This window comes from Pseudogemmobacter bohemicus, assembly GCF_003290025.1.
GTDB classification, from domain to species: Bacteria; Pseudomonadota; Alphaproteobacteria; order Rhodobacterales; family Rhodobacteraceae; genus Pseudogemmobacter; species Pseudogemmobacter bohemicus.
In genome coordinates this window covers 226060-241627 of the sequence record NZ_QNHG01000003.1, presented here as the reverse complement: position 1 = coordinate 241627, position 15568 = coordinate 226060, and the positions used below count along the sequence as shown (strand labels likewise).

Genomic DNA, 15568 nt, shown 5'->3' with positions numbered 1-15568 from the left:
AGGTGTGAAGTTCGTCTAGGACGATAAGGACTCCATCCACTGCAGGATTGGCAAGCGCGCCCTTCTGCCGGCAGCTGAAATCCGCATCGGCAGACAAAAGCGTGATCTGGACCGGGAGGACAGTCAGATCGAATTGCCTCGCGGGCGGGCCGTCATCACGAGAGGCCGAAGGCAGGCCCGTGACCGCATCGCTGACGGTCGTTCGGGCTTCGAGGTCCAGCTTGCTCGAGGCGGCGAGAGACCGGAGGCGTTCCGGCTAACAAGGGCCGCGCCGATTGCGCGCTCACTCCGAGGCGAGACGGTCGAGCCAGGCCTGCCCGAGCCGCGCGGTGCCTGCGGCGAAATGCGGGGCCATGGCGCGGGGCTCGGGTGCCTCGATATGGCTGCCGATCCAGGCGAGCAGGGCCAGCCGCCGCAGCATCACGAACGTGTCGATCTCCTGCTCTTCTTCCGGCGACAGCGGCGCGACCGAGCGGTATCCCTCGACCCAGGCGGCACGCAATGCGGGCACCTGGGGGTGATCCTCCATAAAGCTCACCGCCGCCGCGAAATCGTAGAGATACCAGCCCATCCCGGAATCGTCGAAATCAATCAACACGGTCCGCGTGCCGTCGATCAGCAGGTTGGTCAGGCGCATATCGCCATGGATCAGCCCATAGCGTGCCTGCCCCTTGCCCCAGGCGGCGAGGCGGCGGTGGACCATCTGTTCGACCTCTTCCAGCACCGCGCGGATTCCGGGTGTCACATTGGGGCCGTCGCGCCAGTCGCCCCAGGTCGGCTCTGGCCCGAAAACCGCCGCCGCATCCCAGACGAGGCGCTCCAGCGGCTCCGTCGGGTGCCAGCCGCGCGCGTGGATATGCGTGCGCGCCGCAATCGCGCCGAGGCTGCGGAAGGGCGCCACCAGGTCGTCATCCGGCCCTGGCTGCCGGCCCGGCGCGAAATCGAACATCACCATGTAGCGACCGGACTCAAGGCTGCCGGGCAACCGCGCCTCCTGCACCAGCGCCCCATTCACCCCGGCGATCACCGCCGGCGTGTCGATGCCCGCATCACGCGCCAGCGCCTGGCTCCAGGCCAGTTCCTGGCCGATGCCGGTGCGCGTGTGATAGCCCGGACGATGCACCCGCAGGACCGAGCGGAAATCACCGGCCTCGACCAGCCAGGTCAGGTTCTCGGCGATGTTCAGCAGGCTGGTTTTCGCACCCGGTGGCAGTGGCCAGAGGGGCAGCGCGCCCTCGACCATCTGCCCGACCAGCCGCAACTCTTCTTCCAGTGCCATTTCCGCTGTCGTCAAACCCGGCCTCCTGAATGCGCGCGCCGTCTTATGCGGCATTGCGGCGCACAGGTTTCGCCGCCAGCGCGGCCGGCTTCAAGCGAAATCCGGCGGGGCCTTCGTTTTTCGTTCACCCAGCCGCCCTTCCCTCTGCCCCCCCGGTCTCGCGGCATTCGGGCATCTGCCCGAGCCGGCACATCGCCTCATGCTGGCTGAGGAAAACCTCGCCGCTGAGGCCGGCGAGGAAATCGCTGCGCCTGAGCCGGTCCATCACCGGCCCCTTGACCTCGGAGAGGTGGAACCGGATGCCGGCATCCACCAGGCGGCTGTTGATATCGGCAAGGCTCTCCAGCGCGCTGGCGTCGATATCATTCACCGCCGGGCACATCAGGACGATATGCTTCAGCCCGGGACTGCAGGCGGCCAACGCCTCGATCTTTTCCTCAAGAAACCGCGCATTGCCGAACCAGAGGCTTTCATCGACGCGCAGGGACAGCACCGCCGGATGGGTGATCACCTGATGGCGGCTGATATTGCGGTAATGTTCCGTTCCCGGCACCTGGCCTACCACGGCGGAATGCGGATGGCTTGCACGCCACAGGACCAGGAGGATCGACAGCGCGACACCGACCGAGATCCCGGCCTCGACGCCAAAGCCCAGCGTCACGATGATCGTTGCCAGCATCGCCGCGAAATCATGGCGCGACCAGGCCCAGACCCGCGCCAGTGCCGGCAGATCGACCAGCGACAGCACCGCCACGATGATCGTCGCGGCCAGTGTCGCCTGCGGCAGCGCGGCAAGCAATGGCGCGAGGAACAAGGCCGCCAGCGCGATGCCAATGGCGGTAAAGGCGCCCGCCGCCGGCGTCTGCGCGCCCGCGTCGAAATTCACCACCGACCGCGCGAAGCCCCCTGTCACCGGAAAGGCGCCGCTGATCCCCGCCGCAAGATTGGCGGCGCCAAGGCCCATAAGCTCCTGATCCGGGCCGATCCGCTCACGCCGTCTCGCGGCGAGGGTGCGGGCGACGGAAACCGATTCCACGAAGCCGACGATCGAGATCAGGAAAGCCGCCGGCGCCAGGGCAAGGATCAGCGCCATATCCACCTGCGGCAATCCAAGGACCGGCAGTCCGGCCGGCACCTGGCCAACCAGCGCCACGCCCCGGGCGCCAAGGTCAAACCCCTTTGACAGCGCTATGGTCGCGAAAACCGCCATAACCGGCGCGGCGCGGGTGATCACGCTGGCCGCACCCGCGCCCATGCCCAGCCCGGTCAGAAGCGGCTTCAGCCGGCTGCGGGCGAACCACAGGAACACCAGCGCCCCAAACCCGATGGCACAGGTGGCGGGGTTGATGCCCCCGGCATCGGTCAGACGCGAAATCACCGCCGGCAGGGTCGAGCCACCACCGCCAGCTCCAAACAGATAGCCCAGCTGCCCCGCCGCGATCAGCAGACCCGAGGCGGTGATAAAGCCGGAAATCACCGGATGGCTGAGGAAATTCGCCAGAAACCCCAGCCGGAGCAACCCCATCGCCACCAGCATCGCGCCCGACATCAGCGCCAGCACCATCGCGGCCGTCATCGCGTCGGTCAGCCCCGCCAGCACCACCGGCGCCACCGCCGAGGCGGTCATCAGCGAGACCACCGCCACCGGCCCCACCGCCAGCACGCGGCTGGTGCCGAACAGCGCATAGGCCACCAAGGGTAGGATCGAGGCGTAAAGCCCGGCCTCGGGCGGCATCCCCGCCAGCATCGCATAGGCAAGGCTTTGCGGGATCAGCATGATCGTCACGATCACTGCCGCCAGCAGATCGGCACTGAACGTGGCGCGATCATAGCGCCGCCCCCAGTCAAGGATCGGCATCCAGTGGCCGAGGCGCTTCACCGCGCGCCCCTTATCCGGCGGGCGATCAGGATGCCCGCGCTCATGGCGGCAAGGAAGAGCAGCGGCTCGGGGCGCAAGAGACCCAGCCCCGGAATCGCGCCGCCCGGGCAAAAGCCGGCAATACCCCAGCCGATCCCGAACAGGATCGAGCCCCCGATGAGGCTTGTATCGATGGTGCTTTTGGCCGGCAGGTGGAACCGCGTGTCAAAGACCGGGCGCGGGCGCCTCAGGACCAGACGGTAGCCGATAAAACCCACCGCCAGCGCGCCGCCCATGACAAAGAGCAAAGACGGATCCCAGTTGCCGGCGACATCAAAGAAATTCAGCACCTTGGCCGGGTTCGCCATACCCCCCAGCAGGATGCCGCTGCCAAAGATCATCCCGATCAGAGCCGCCGCGATCACTGGCATGTCACAGACCTCCGATCAGGTGGCGGATCCCATAGACCGTCACGCCCGCGCTCAGCATGAAGCAGATCGTCGCCAGGATCGAGCGTTTCGACAACCGCGCATTGCCGCAGATGCCGTGACCCGAGGTGCAGCCGCCACCAAAGGTGACCCCGATCCCCACCAAGAGCCCGCTGACAAGGATCCAGGGCCAGCCGGCCGGGCTGGCGAACGGCACTTCCGCGCCAAGGACCCGGGTGATCAGCAAAGGCGCCAGCACCGCGCCGGCCAGGAAAGCCAGCCGCCAGCCACGCTCTCCGGTCAATACCCCCGTCAGAACTCCGGTCATGCCGGCAATCCTCCCATGAAGCGCCATCAGCAGCACCACGGCCAGCCCGATCAGCGCGCCGCCGGCAAGGCTGGCCCAGGGGGTGAATTCCGTCACCGCTGCAGCCCGCAGGTATTGATCCCCAAAAGGGTGTAAAGCGGGCAGTAACGGAAAGCCGCGGTTGCCAGCGCCACCAGCCCCACCGCGCCGATCAGCCAGGGCCAGATGCCGCCGGGGCCGGCAAAGATCGCAACCGCCAGCAGGATGACGCCGGCAACCAGGCCGATAAGGCGGTCGGTCGCACCGATATTGAGAGGCATGACGGTCACTCCCAGGCGGTTTTGAACAGATCGAGCGGGATCTTCAGATAGCGGGTGCCATTCGATTCCGGCTCGGGCAGGCGCCCGGCATTGGTGTTCACCTGCAAAGCATGCAGGATCAGCTTTGGCATCGGCAAAGTCGCATCGCGCGCCTCGCGGACAGCCACGAATTCGGCCTCGGTCTTGTATTTCGAGAGGTGGATATTGCTGGCCTTCTGTTCGGCGACTGAGGATTCCCAGGCCTCCTTGCGCCCGCCCTGGCGGTAATCATGGCCGGTGAAAAGCCGTGTCGCATCGGGCAGCGCCAGGATCGCCTGGATCGAGTGCCACAGCAGTTTCGCGCTGCCGCCGGGGAAATCCGCCCGCGCCGTGCCGGTATCGGGCATGAAGATCGTATCATGGATAAAGGCCGCATCACCAATCACACAGGTGATCGAGGCCATGGTATGGCCGGGCGAGAACATCACCCTGGCCGGGATATCCCCGACCAGGAAAGTATCCCCCCCGGCGTAAAGCCGGTCCCATTGCGAGCCATCCGCCGCAAGGTCCCGGTTGTAAAAGCCGTTCCACAGCGCCTGAACCTTTGTGACATTCGCCCCGATCGCAGTGGGCGCGCCGGTCTTGCGGCTCAGGTAATCGGCGGCCGAGAAATGGTCGGCATGGGGATGGGTGTCGAGGATCTGGTCAAGCCGGTAGCCACGTTCCGCGATGAAGGCGAGGATGCGGTCTGCCTCGATGGTGGCGGTGGCGCCGGATTTCTCGTCATAATCCAGCACCGGGTCGATGATGACGCAGACCTTCCGGGCCGGATCCGCCACCACATATTGCACCGAACCGGTGCGCGCCTCGTAAAAACCGGTCACTTCGGGACGCGACGCCATATCTGCCTCATCTCTGCATATACCGCCGGCATGCCGGGCGGCTCAGGCTTGTATATTCATCTCTTCGCATATACGCAACAACAGAAGAGAACAATATTCTACCCGATCCGCAGAAGCCGGACCCTCTTCCTTTCAGATACAGGAAAACCGGGATCAGATCACGCGATCATTGCCGCCATCGACAGGAATCTGCGCACCGGTGGTGCGGGGGAAACTGCCATCGACCAGAGCCAGCACCGCGCGGGCCACGTCATTCGAGCGCACTTCGGCCCGCATCAGATTGCGTGATTTATACTCTGCCACCGTCAGCCCATAGCGGCGGGCCGAGGTCTCCAGCGCCTCCGGCGTCCAGAGTTTTGTGTCGAACACCGCATCCGGATGGATCGCATTCACGCGGATCCCCTCGGGCGCCAGCTCCAGCGCCGCGACCCGCATCAGCTGCGTCAACCCGGCTTTCGAGACCGAATAGGCCGCCGCCCCCGGCCCCGGCGCCGCCACATTGCGCGAGCCGATGAAGACCACCGACGGGTCAAACCCATGGCGCAGAAACGGGATCGCCTGTTTCAACAGCTTGCGATGCGAGGTCAGATTGACCGCCAGCGTATCGTCCCAGACCTGATCGCCCAGGGTCTCGACCGGCGCACCGGCGCGGAAGATGCCCACATTCGAGACGAGGATATCCAGCCCGCCCCAGGCCGAGACCACCTGTTCCAGCGCGGCGGCCACGGCGATCTCATCGGTCAGATCGGCGGTGATGCTGTCATACCCCTCGCGGTTCATATGGTCGCGCACGCCGGGATCGACATCCAGCCCCACCACCACAGCACCCGCCGCCGCCAGTGCCTCGGCGGTGGCGCGACCGATCCCCGCCGCGGCGCCGCTGACCACCGCGATGCGTCCGGCCAGTGCCGGCGCTGCGGGCAGACGTTTCAGTTTTGCCTGTTCCAGCTCCCAATATTCCAGATCGCGCAGCTGGGCTTCCGTCAGACCCTGCCAGGCGCCGATCTGCCCGGCGCGGCGCAGCGCTGCTATATTGGCGCGGGCGACATCCGCCACCACCCTGGCGCGTGCGGCGGTCGGGCCAAAGCTGCGCGCCGCGCCATCCGGGGTCAGCGCCCAATGCGGGTAATCGGGCAGCGGGATCAGATCCGGGTTCGAAGCCCGGGCAACATAGGCGCGATACTCTGCGGCAAACTGTGTGAGGCTTTCGGCCGCATCCGGCCCGACACGCATCGGGAAGGGCTTCAGATGGATCACATGTTCCGGGGTCAGCGTGCCATGCCGGGCGCGGTCCGCCAGCGCGGTGACCTCAGCCGGAGGCACCGTCCCTGCGGGCAGCGAGATCAGCGCCCGCCCCGCCGCATGGCAAACCAGGCCCCGCAGGCGCGCGACGGCCAGGGGCTCCGGCACCGCCGCCGCCTCGGGCAGAGGGGCAAGGTTCGCCGCGATCCAGGCCTCGGCCGCGCCGCAGATCGCGATCATCCGCTCATAGCTCTCGCGCGCGGTCGGCCCCCAGGTGAAGACTCCGTGATGTTCCAGAATGATCGCGTCACGCCCCGCGATACCGGGGGCTGACAGGGCCGCGCGGATCTGGCGGGCAAGGTCAAAACCCGGTTTCACATAGGGCAGGATCAGCACGCGCGCGCCGTAAACCCGCTCCAGCAGCGCCCGCCCACCGGCATTCGACAGCGTGAGCACCGCATCGGCATGCGAGTGATCGACGAATTCCGCCGGGATCAGCGCATGGACAATCGCCTCGATCGAGGCCGGCGCCGCATCGGGGTCAAGCCGCGCCCGTTTCACCGCCGCAACCATATCGCTGTCCGCGAGGTGCCCAAGCTCCGCCAGCGCAAGGAGCGGCGCAAGGTCCAGCGCGGTGAACCCTTCTGCACCCATCCTGCCCAGATCGAATCCCGAGGCCTTGACCCAGATCGCCGGCACCGCCCGGCCGAAAAGATCACGCGCCTCTCCCTTCCATGAGGTATTGCCGCCGCCATGCAGCACCAACGCCGGGTCCTGGCCGATCAGCCGCGAGGAATATGCCCGCAAGCCCAGCCCGTTCAGGTCGGAAGCGGCCTTCTCATCCCAGAGATTTCGCATGTGACGCCTCCCCCGGGCAAAGCCCGGCCGGCGGGCGAAAGGATCGCCCGTGATTGAATTGCATTTGATTGAACCGCAGGCAGCCCGGGTGTCAGAGGACCCGTTTCAGGCGGGTTTTCGCTTTGCCAGATCGCGGAACATCTCATAGCCCTCGGCGCCGGAGCGGCCCTCATGCACCACGCCCGCCAGCGCCTTCAGCATCGCCACCGGATCAGAGGACTGGAAGACATTGCGACCCATATCCACCCCCGCCGCGCCCTGGTCGATGGCGCGCCAGGCCATTTCCAGCGCCTCCGCCTCGGGGAGTTTCTTGCCGCCGGCAATCACGATGGGCACCGGGCAGCCAAGGGTGATCCGCTCGAACCCCTCATCGGTGTAATAGCTTTTGACGAATTGCGCCCCGATCTCGGCGGCGATCCGGGTCGCAAGGCCGAAATAGCGCGCGTCGCGCGCCATATTGGTGCCGACCCCGGTAACAGCCATGGTCGGGATACCGTATCTTGTGCCTGTGTCGATCAGCTTCACCACATTGGCGATGGATTTATGCTCATACTCGGCGCCGATATAGATCTGCGCCGCCATGGCGCTGGCGCCGAGCCGGATCGCATCGTCGATCTCGACGCCCACCAGCTCATTCGACAGCTCTGTCAGGATCGAGTTCCCGGCCGAGCAGCGCAGCACAATCGGGCGCCGCGCCTCGGGCGGAATCGAACTGCGCAAGCCCCCCCGCGTGCACATCAGCACATCGGCATAGGGTGCCAGCGGCGCAATGGTCAGGTCGATCCGTTCCAGCCCGGTGGTCGGCCCCTGGAAATAGCCGTGATCAAAGGCCAGCATCACCGTGCGCCCTGTCTCGGGGCGGAAGATCTGCGACAGCCGCGCCTTCATCCCCCAGTCGTAATGCGCCGCCCCTTTCAGGAAGAACCGGCTGGTGTCGGCGGGGCGATCAGCGCCCCAGTCCTTGCCGTCTTTGATATCGTCAAGATCCGCCATGTTACCCTCCCCTGCGGCCGCTCAGCCGGCGACGTAGTCGCGCATTGCACCAAGAATGATGCTCATCGAAATCGCCCCGGGATCGGGATGCCCGACCGAGCGTTCCCCCAGGGAGCGCGCCTTGCCGGTGGTGGCGATCATCGCTTTCGTCGCCTCGACGCCCTGCAAGGCGGCCTCTGCCGCTGCCGCCGTTGCCGTTTTCAGATCGCTGGCCCCCGCCGCCGCCCGCGCCGCCGGGGCCAGCGCGTCGAGCATCGTCTTCGCCCCTTCCGCCACCCCGCCCCGGCGCTGCACTGCCCCCTGGGCCGCAGTCAGGAATTCCACAAACCCCTCGGGCGTGATCTCCTCCTGGGCTGCGAAGGCCGCAGCGCCAGAGGTGAAGACCGAGCCGAACACCGCCCCCGCCGCACCGCCGGTATTCGACATGATCGCCATGCCGGCGGCCTTGAACACGCCATCAATGCCTGAGGGCGGGTTTTCCAGCACCAGTTCCACCGCCTCAAAGCCGCGCCGCATACCGATACCGTGATCGCCATCGCCAATCGCCAGATCGGCATCGGTCAGGTCATCGACGCGGTCGAGCACCGCCCGCGCCACCGCCAGCAGCATTTCCGCCGCGCGCTCGTCATCCACGCGCATCACTTCACCTCCAGGCTGGAATAGCCGACAGAGCGGCTGGGCATGTCGAGATAGCGTTTCAGTTCGCCATCCAGCCGCATCAGCGAGATCGACAGCCCCGCCATCTCCTGCGAGGTGACCCAGGTGCCGACATCCGAGCGATGCACCGTGATGCCGCGCTCTGCCAGAATCTGACGGACGCGGCGGTTCACAACCAGCATCTCCATCATCGTCGTCGCGCCGAGATTGTTGATCAGCAGCGCCACCTCGTCGCCGGCCTGGAAGGGCAGATCGGCAAGGATCTTTTCCATCATCTGATCGGTGATCTCATCGGCGGTGCCGAGCTTTTGCCGCGAAATCCCCGCCTCGCCATGCGCGCCCATGCCGATCTCGATCTCGTCATCGGCAAGATCGAAGGTCAGCTTGCCGGTCTCGGGGATGGAACCCGCAAGCACCGCGACCCCCATCGACCTGAGCCCCGCCATCGCCTTTTTCGCGACGCGCTCGACCTCGTCCAGCCTGTCCAGATGCGCCGCAGCCGCCCCGACCACCCGGATCATCAACAGATCGCCCGCAATGCCGCGCCGGTCATGCATCCGCTCGGGGGGGGCTGCTGCAACGTCATCGGTCACGCGAACGGTGCGGACCTCGACCCCTTCATCGGCCAGCATCTCGGCACCGATGTCGAAATTCATATTGTCGCCGGCATAGTTACCATACAGGAACAAGATGCCCTTGCCGCGATGCACCGCCTTTGCGGCTTCGTAAACGATATGTGGCGAGGGGGCGGCAAAGAACTGCCCGCAGGCGGCGCCATCCCCCATATTCTCGCCGATAAAGCCGTGGAACAAAGGCTCATGCCCCGAGCCGCCACCGATCAGCAGCGCGACCTTGCCGTCGGGAATTTCCGACTTCACGATAGCATCAACGGCCAGCCGCTTTGTCCGCCCATCCGAGGCCAGCACCAGCCCGTCCAGCATCTCATCCACTGCGCGACGCGGGTCGTTCAGGATTTTCTTGATCGGTTTAGCCATTTTTCTCCTCCTGGGCAGGCGGTCTTTCGGGAATATGGTCCAGGATCATAAACAGGATCACCCCGATCAGAAGCACCGGAAATCCGATGACGAAAAGATCATGGGTGAAGGGCTGGCAGAGCATCAGGAAGCCCAGGATGATCAGCCCGCTGGCGATGCGGTAAAGCGTGTTCATCTGCCCTCCTGGTGTGAGACCAAAGCGCCCGTGATCCGGTCGAACAGGAACCCTGCCCCTTGTTTCGGGCGGAAGCGGATGGTTTCGCCCTGCACAGGCACCGGCCCGCCCTCCAGCACTTTGCGAAACATGCCGGCCTGGGTTTCGATCTGCACCGCCGCCTCATAGCCGCGATTGTCGAGCGCATAGATGCGGCCCTCATGGCCCAGGTCGCCGAGTTCGATATCCTCGGGCCAGAGGCCCAGGGTGACCGGGCCTTGCGCCCTTGTCACTCCGAACCGCGCCAGATCCAGCGGGCTTTCCCAGCCGGGCACAGTCACGCCTCCTCCAGAGATTTCCGCCTCAAAAAACGCCATCGAGGGGCTGCCGATCAGCCTGCCCACAAAGGCATCGGCGGGGCGGGCATAGATGTCGTCGACGCGACCGGTCTGCAGCACGCGCCCGTCATTTATGATGGCAATGCGGTCGGCAATTGCGATGGCACCGTGATAGTCATGCGTGGCGTAAAGCATGGTGGTGCCATGCTCGCGGTGGATCTGTCTGAGTTCCGCCCTGAGCCCCTCGCGCAGTTTCAGATCCAGCGCCGAAAGCGGCTCGTCGAGCAGATAGAGCTTTGGCCGCCGGACCAGCGCCCGGGCGATGGAAACCCGCTGCTTCTCGCCACCCGAGAGCGTACCGGTGTCGCGGTCCAGCAGATGTCCGATCCTGAGCAGTTCCGCCGTGCGCGAAACGCGGGTGGCAATCTCGGCCTCCGCCTCGCGATATTTCGGAGAGCGCAGCGCGAAGGCGATATTGTCGCGCACGTTGAGGACCGGCAGCAGGTTGAACCCCTCGAACACCACCGCCACATCGCGCGAGGACGCCTCGGCTTCTGTCACATCGCGCCCCGCCAGATGGACCGTGCCGCGATCCGGCTCCACCAGCCCGGCACTGGTCAGCAGCGTCGAGCTTTTCCCCGCCCCGGTCGGCCCCAGCAGAGCGAGGATTTCCCCATCCTCGACCGACAGGTCAATGCCGCGCAAAGCTTGCTTGCCCTTGTAAGCCTTTGTAACGCCTTTCAGTTCCAGCATCGCGCTCATGCGGCGGCCTCCGTGATGCGCAGGCCGGTTTCGGCGTCGAAGAACATCATCCCCTCGGGGACGAGCGTTACGCTGCCTGCGCCCGGCTGCGTGCGGTGATCGGTGCCCTGGAGGATCTGGTCGCTGACCGTGAAGGTGAAGAACCGCTCGCGCCCGACCGAGAAAGTATCCTCGACCGCCAGCGCATGGCCTTCGCCCGACACGAGCCGCAGGTCGCGGGGCCGGATGCCGAGTTTCACCGCGCCTCGCGCAGTGATGCCGGGCGGCAGTTCGGATTGCGACAGAACAACCGGGCTGTCCCCAAGCCGCAATCCCCCCGCAACCGGGACAAGGTCGATCAGATTCATGGACGGCGACCCGATGAACTGGCCCGCAAACACCGAAGATGGCTGGAAGAAGATGCGATCCGGCTCTGCCACCTGGACGATTTTCGAATGGTTCATCAAGACGATACGATCCGCCAGCGACATGGCCTCGCGCTGGTCATGGGTGACGTAGATCGTGGTCACGCCGAGTTCGCGTTGCAGATGGCCCAGCTCCCACCGCATCTCCTCGCGGAATTGCTCATCAATCGCCGAGAGCGGTTCATCAAGCAGCAGGACCGCCGGGTCGCGGATCACCGCCCGCGCCAGCGCCACCTTTTGCCGCGCGCCGGGCGGCAGCGCAGCGGGGCGGCGTTTCAGCTCATCGCCCAGTTTGAACACACCGGTGACCCAGTCGAGTTTGCGTGCGATCTCAGCCTTTGCCATCCCGCGCGCCTTCAGCGGGAAGATGATGTTTTCCGCAATCGAGAGGTTCGGGTAAAGCGAGACGAACTGGAACACCATCGCGATGTTTCGCTCCGATGGTTTCAGGTCATTGACCCGTTTCCCGTCAAACAGGATATCTCCGGACGTCGCCTGTTCCAGCCCGGCAATCGCCCGCAGCGTGGTGGTCTTGCCGCAGCCGGACGGCCCCAGATAGACCGCAAATTCCCCGTCATTCACGGTCAGGTTGACGTTATCCACCGCAGTGAACCCACCAAAGCGAATGGTCAGATCCTTCAGGTCGATCCGCGCCATCAGCGTTCCCCCATCTTCGAGAGGTGGCGCACCAGGATCATTGCAAGCCCCATGATGATGCACAAAAGGATCACCGCCAGCGCCGAAGCCTCGCCGGTGTAAAAGTAGCTGAACGCGGTCTTGGCGACGGCGAAAGAGACGGTCTCGGTCGAAGACCCCGGGCCGCCGCCGGTGAAGGCGACAAACAGGTCATATTGTTTGAAACAGTCGATCAGCCGCAGGATCAGCGCGATGAACAGCACCGGCGCCGACATCGGCAGGGTGACGCGGAAGAAGACATAGGCCGGGCTGGCGCCATCGACTTCGGCGGCCTCATAGATCGTCTCGGGGATGCCGCGGAAGGCGGCGGTTGCGAGCAGCGCGATGAAGGGCGTCCACATCCAGGTATCGACCACGGCGGCAGCCCACAGGGCTGGCGTCGCCTGGCTGAGCCATTCGACCTTCGGCAGGCCGATCCCGGTCAGAAGGTAATTCACCACCCCCCATTCGGCGTTCAGCATATAGCGCCACAGGAACCCCGCCACGACCGGCGAAAGCATCATCGGCAGCATCAAAGCGGTGAAGAGGAAATCGCGCCCCTTGAAGGTCTTTTGCAGCTGATAGCCGACAAAGATCCCGAGGATCATCTGCATCGTCACACAGAGGAAGACGAATTTCCCGGTAAAAACAAATCTCTGCCAGATGCCGCGATCTGTCAGCAGATATTCGTAGTTGCCCAGACCTGCCCAGGTCATCCCATCCGCCGGCCGCATCGCCGAGAAATTGTGAAAGCTGTAATAGACGAGACTGATGATCGGATAGGCGACCATGAACAGGAGCAGCAGGATCGTCGGCGACAGGAAACCGATGATCATCAACCGCCCGGTCGAGCGTTTTTGCAGAGGCTGTTCCATCATTTCCTCCCCAGCACGCCGAAGGTCATGCCCATCAGAAGATGTTTGCGGATCAGCCAGAAGAAAATCAGCACCGGGACGATCAGCACCACGCCTGCGGCGCAGATCTGGGTCCACTCAATCCCGGTTGCGCCTGATGCGGTCGAGATCTTGACCGGCAAAGTCTGCGCCTTTGTCGTCGTCAGGATCGAGGCGAAGGCATATTCATTCCACGAGAAGATAAAGCAAAATCCGGCGGTTGCGGCGATCCCACCCTTGACCATCGGAAGCACCAGCTTGCGGAAGGCATACATCCGCGAATAGCCGTTCACGATGGCGATCTGTTCGACCTCTCGCGGCACGCCGTCGAAAAAGCCCTTCATAATCCAGGTCGCAAGACCCACATTGATGAAGACCGCGATCAGGATCAGCCCGATCCGCGTATCCGCCAGCCCCAGCTGCGCGAACATCATATGGTAGAAGACCAGCACCGCGACCGGCGGCAGCATCCGCGTCGACAAGACGAAGAACATGAAATCGCCCTTGCCGCGGAAATCAAAGCGCGAGCAGACATAGCCCGCCAGCGTCCCCAGCATCACCGCCACCGAGGTGCCGATGGTCGAGACCAGGACGCTGGTGATCAGCGAGCGGAAGACGCCGATCGAGGCGGCGCTGTCTTTCGCGGCGCCGATGCCGAAGACGCTCTGATAGCCCGAGAAATCCGGCGTGAAGACCAGTTTCGGCGGCATGGCGAAGAGATCCGCACGGCTTTTCAGCGAGGAGATCACCAGCCAGAGGATCGGACCGAGATTGTAGATCGTGTAAAGGACCAAAAGCCCGAACAGCACCCAGCGGGTGATCCTGGCTGATCCGGTGTTTGAAGCAGACATGCTTCCCCCGACAGGCTTGAGAAAGGGGCCACCCGGAGGCAGCCCCTCGCGGGATCACTGATTGACCGGTGTGACTTCAGCCTGACCGACCGGCGAGATCACGGTATCCGGCACTTCCGGCGCACCGCCCTTGCGGTCGATCTTATAGCCGGCGCGCTCCAGCGTGCGCTCATGGCGCGCGCTCGCGTCGGTCAGCGCCTGCTCGACGGTCTTGGACCCCGAAATCGCGTTCGAGACCTCTTCCTGCAGGATATCCAGCAGCACCGGATATTCCGGCAAGTGCCAGTAATCGTTCAGATATTGCAGTGCGGTCGAGAATTGCGCGTTATAGGAGTTAAGCCCCTGCCATTCCGGGCTTTCCAGTACGGCTTTCAGGCCGGTCTGGCAAACGGCGGCGTAACGGGTCTGCTGCTCGGGCTGGAAATACCACTCCATGAACTTCACCAGCTCGGGGAGTTTCTTCGAATATTTGTTGATCCCCATGCCCTGACCGCCGACAGAGAACTGGCGGCGGAAGAGGCCATCGCGCCCGACCGCGCCGGGCAGAATGCCGAAACCGGTCTGCCCGGCCACGGTCGAAACCTTGGGATCGGCGTTGGAGCCGTTGAAGTAGAACCACTGCATCGCCATGGCGAGCTGGCCCTGCTGGAACGAGGCATTCACCTCGTCAAAGCCCCAGTTGCCCGAGCCGGGAGGCCCGTATTTGAACATATCGACATAGGCCTGGACGCCGTCAATCGAGGCGGGCGAGTTCAGATAGCCCTCAACCTCCATGGTTGCGGGGTTGTAAAGCTCGCCGCCAAAGGACCAGAGGAACGAGTTCGACGCCGTGGTCGCGAAATCGTAATCGCGGCCGCCCATCTGACCCCAGCCGTAAAGGCCCTGATCGGGACGGGTAAAGAATTCGGCAACCTCTTTTGCCTCCTGATAGGTTTCCGGCACTTTCAGGTCGCGGTTGTATTTCGCCTTGAACGCGGCCTGTTCCTCGGGGTTCTCGAAGAGATCCTTGCGATACATCAGCCCGTAAGCGTCCTGGTTTACCGGCAGCCCGTAGAACTGGCCCGACCCATCCGGGTATTCGCCATATTGCGACAGCGATGAGGCCGGGAAAATATCGGCTTTCAGATAGCTGGACTGGTCAAAAATATCATTGATCTTAACGGCATGGCCGCCACCGGCAAATTCGGCGGTCGACTGGCTGTCCCACATGGCGAAGTCGAAGGCATCGCCCTGGATCGCGAATTCCGACGCGATCTTATTGTGCCATTCCGGGCCGTAAGGCACCAGAGCCGGCACGATTTTCACAGACTTGTCGGGGTAGTCCTTGGCGATATCCATGATGGCATCGGCGCAGGTGCCGGCATGCCAGACAAACGTCAGCGTGGTTTCGGCGCGGGCGGCAGTGCCGCACAACATGCCAGCCACCGCGGCAGACGCCATAAGCGTGCTGCGATACTTCATCTCTCTCTCCTCCCTGACCGGGCCGGGCGGCTTCCTCCTCCGCCTGTTTCCCGTGGTGCTAACGCTAACCGTGGGTCGTATTTCCAATCAAGAAAAATGTGAAAATCATCACGATTCAAGAAATCTTCTTCGCATTGCTATCAAAATTCCTAATGCAGTTGCGGCAAGAAAGTCGCCCGAAATGCAATGTAATATCCTAATATACCGTTAAA

The 15568-nt window shown here is 64.1% G+C and carries 16 protein-coding genes; all 16 read right to left on the bottom strand.

From position 1 onward, the window contains the following. Positions 1-283: 283 nt before the first annotated feature. The 16 genes from DRF71_RS15965 to DRF71_RS15890 all read right to left on the bottom strand — a co-directional run bounded on the left by DRF71_RS15965 (position 284) and on the right by DRF71_RS15890 (position 15356). Positions 284-1294 (bottom strand): phosphotransferase enzyme family protein, encoded by a 1011-nt coding sequence (locus tag DRF71_RS15965; RefSeq protein ID WP_198672240.1) that lies wholly within the window; start codon positions 1292-1294, stop codon positions 284-286. 109 nt (positions 1295-1403) lie between these two features. Further along, positions 1404-3137 (bottom strand): SulP family inorganic anion transporter, encoded by a 1734-nt coding sequence (locus DRF71_RS15960; protein WP_112312112.1) that lies wholly within the window; start codon positions 3135-3137, stop codon positions 1404-1406. Positions 3138-3154: 17 nt separating this feature from the next. Further along, on the bottom strand, positions 3155-3568 hold the full coding sequence (locus DRF71_RS15955; RefSeq protein ID WP_112311550.1) for a DUF6691 family protein: 414 nt from the start codon (positions 3566-3568) through the stop codon (positions 3155-3157). Between the two features lies 1 nt (position 3569). Then, a complete protein-coding gene (locus DRF71_RS15950) occupies positions 3570-3989 on the bottom strand; it encodes a YeeE/YedE family protein (protein WP_112311549.1) in 420 nt (139 codons plus the stop codon). Then, positions 3986-4192 (bottom strand): YgaP family membrane protein, encoded by a 207-nt coding sequence (locus DRF71_RS15945; RefSeq protein ID WP_112311548.1) that lies wholly within the window; start codon positions 4190-4192, stop codon positions 3986-3988. The genes DRF71_RS15950 and DRF71_RS15945 overlap by 4 nt, the downstream gene beginning before the upstream one ends. A 5-nt stretch (positions 4193-4197) precedes the next feature. After that, positions 4198-5073 (bottom strand): MBL fold metallo-hydrolase, encoded by an 876-nt coding sequence (locus tag DRF71_RS15940; RefSeq protein ID WP_112311547.1) that lies wholly within the window; start codon positions 5071-5073, stop codon positions 4198-4200. 153 nt (positions 5074-5226) lie between these two features. Then, positions 5227-7173 (bottom strand): SDR family oxidoreductase, encoded by a 1947-nt coding sequence (locus tag DRF71_RS29060; RefSeq protein ID WP_112311546.1) that lies wholly within the window; start codon positions 7171-7173, stop codon positions 5227-5229. Positions 7174-7278: 105 nt separating this feature from the next. Then, positions 7279-8166: a 3-hydroxy-5-phosphonooxypentane-2,4-dione thiolase gene (gene lsrF, locus DRF71_RS15930; RefSeq protein ID WP_112311545.1), complete on the bottom strand. Its 888-nt coding sequence runs from the start codon at positions 8164-8166 to the stop codon at positions 7279-7281. Between the two features lie 21 nt (positions 8167-8187). Continuing rightward, positions 8188-8805 carry a dihydroxyacetone kinase subunit DhaL gene (gene dhaL / locus DRF71_RS15925; protein WP_112311544.1) on the bottom strand — a complete coding sequence of 206 codons (618 nt, stop codon included), beginning with the start codon at positions 8803-8805 and terminating at the stop codon, positions 8188-8190. Then, complete coding sequence (locus tag DRF71_RS15920) at positions 8805-9818, bottom strand: dihydroxyacetone kinase subunit DhaK (protein ID WP_112311543.1); 1014 nt, start codon at positions 9816-9818, stop codon at positions 8805-8807. The genes dhaL and DRF71_RS15920 overlap by 1 nt, the downstream gene beginning before the upstream one ends. Continuing rightward, the gene (locus DRF71_RS15915) at positions 9811-9993 is read right to left on the bottom strand and encodes a hypothetical protein (RefSeq protein ID WP_112311542.1); all 183 of its coding nucleotides are present in this window, start codon (positions 9991-9993) and stop codon (positions 9811-9813) included. The genes DRF71_RS15920 and DRF71_RS15915 overlap by 8 nt, the downstream gene beginning before the upstream one ends. Continuing rightward, positions 9990-11072, bottom strand: coding sequence for an ABC transporter ATP-binding protein (locus tag DRF71_RS15910; protein ID WP_112311541.1), 1083 nt, complete (start codon positions 11070-11072; stop codon positions 9990-9992). The genes DRF71_RS15915 and DRF71_RS15910 overlap by 4 nt, the downstream gene beginning before the upstream one ends. After that, complete coding sequence (locus DRF71_RS15905) at positions 11069-12133, bottom strand: ABC transporter ATP-binding protein (protein WP_112311540.1); 1065 nt, start codon at positions 12131-12133, stop codon at positions 11069-11071. The genes DRF71_RS15910 and DRF71_RS15905 overlap by 4 nt, the downstream gene beginning before the upstream one ends. Continuing rightward, positions 12133-13026 carry a carbohydrate ABC transporter permease gene (locus DRF71_RS15900; protein WP_157971116.1) on the bottom strand — a complete coding sequence of 298 codons (894 nt, stop codon included), beginning with the start codon at positions 13024-13026 and terminating at the stop codon, positions 12133-12135. Before DRF71_RS15900 ends, DRF71_RS15905 begins: the two co-directional genes overlap by 1 nt. Continuing rightward, positions 13026-13895 carry a carbohydrate ABC transporter permease gene (locus DRF71_RS15895; RefSeq protein WP_112311538.1) on the bottom strand — a complete coding sequence of 290 codons (870 nt, stop codon included), beginning with the start codon at positions 13893-13895 and terminating at the stop codon, positions 13026-13028. The genes DRF71_RS15900 and DRF71_RS15895 overlap by 1 nt, the downstream gene beginning before the upstream one ends. A 54-nt stretch (positions 13896-13949) precedes the next feature. After that, on the bottom strand, positions 13950-15356 hold the full coding sequence (locus DRF71_RS15890) for an ABC transporter substrate-binding protein (RefSeq protein WP_112311537.1): 1407 nt from the start codon (positions 15354-15356) through the stop codon (positions 13950-13952). Between the last annotated feature and the right edge of the window lie 212 nt (positions 15357-15568).

Excerpts from the sequence above, each read along its gene's own strand:
- DRF71_RS15945 (WP_112311548.1), bottom strand. The coding sequence starts at position 4,192 with ATGCCTCTCAATATCGGTGCGACCGACCGCCTTATCGGCCTGGTTGCC.
- DRF71_RS15955 (WP_112311550.1), bottom strand. The coding sequence starts at position 3,568 with ATGCCAGTGATCGCGGCGGCTCTGATCGGGATGATCTTTGGCAGCGGC.
- lsrF (WP_112311545.1), bottom strand. The coding sequence starts at position 8,166 with ATGGCGGATCTTGACGATATCAAAGACGGCAAGGACTGGGGCGCTGAT.
- DRF71_RS15900 (WP_157971116.1), bottom strand. The coding sequence starts at position 13,026 with ATGGAACAGCCTCTGCAAAAACGCTCGACCGGGCGGTTGATGATCATC.
- DRF71_RS15895 (WP_112311538.1), bottom strand. The coding sequence starts at position 13,895 with ATGTCTGCTTCAAACACCGGATCAGCCAGGATCACCCGCTGGGTGCTG.
- DRF71_RS15890 (WP_112311537.1), bottom strand. The coding sequence starts at position 15,356 with ATGAAGTATCGCAGCACGCTTATGGCGTCTGCCGCGGTGGCTGGCATG.
- dhaL (WP_112311544.1), bottom strand. The coding sequence starts at position 8,805 with ATGCGCGTGGATGACGAGCGCGCGGCGGAAATGCTGCTGGCGGTGGCG.
- DRF71_RS15910 (WP_112311541.1), bottom strand. The coding sequence starts at position 11,072 with ATGAGCGCGATGCTGGAACTGAAAGGCGTTACAAAGGCTTACAAGGGC.
- DRF71_RS15920 (WP_112311543.1), bottom strand. The coding sequence starts at position 9,818 with ATGGCTAAACCGATCAAGAAAATCCTGAACGACCCGCGTCGCGCAGTG.
- DRF71_RS15960 (WP_112312112.1), bottom strand. The coding sequence starts at position 3,137 with ATGCCGATCCTTGACTGGGGGCGGCGCTATGATCGCGCCACGTTCAGT.
- DRF71_RS29060 (WP_112311546.1), bottom strand. The coding sequence starts at position 7,173 with ATGCGAAATCTCTGGGATGAGAAGGCCGCTTCCGACCTGAACGGGCTG.
- DRF71_RS15915 (WP_112311542.1), bottom strand. The coding sequence starts at position 9,993 with ATGAACACGCTTTACCGCATCGCCAGCGGGCTGATCATCCTGGGCTTC.
- DRF71_RS15940 (WP_112311547.1), bottom strand. The coding sequence starts at position 5,073 with ATGGCGTCGCGTCCCGAAGTGACCGGTTTTTACGAGGCGCGCACCGGT.
- DRF71_RS15905 (WP_112311540.1), bottom strand. The coding sequence starts at position 12,133 with ATGGCGCGGATCGACCTGAAGGATCTGACCATTCGCTTTGGTGGGTTC.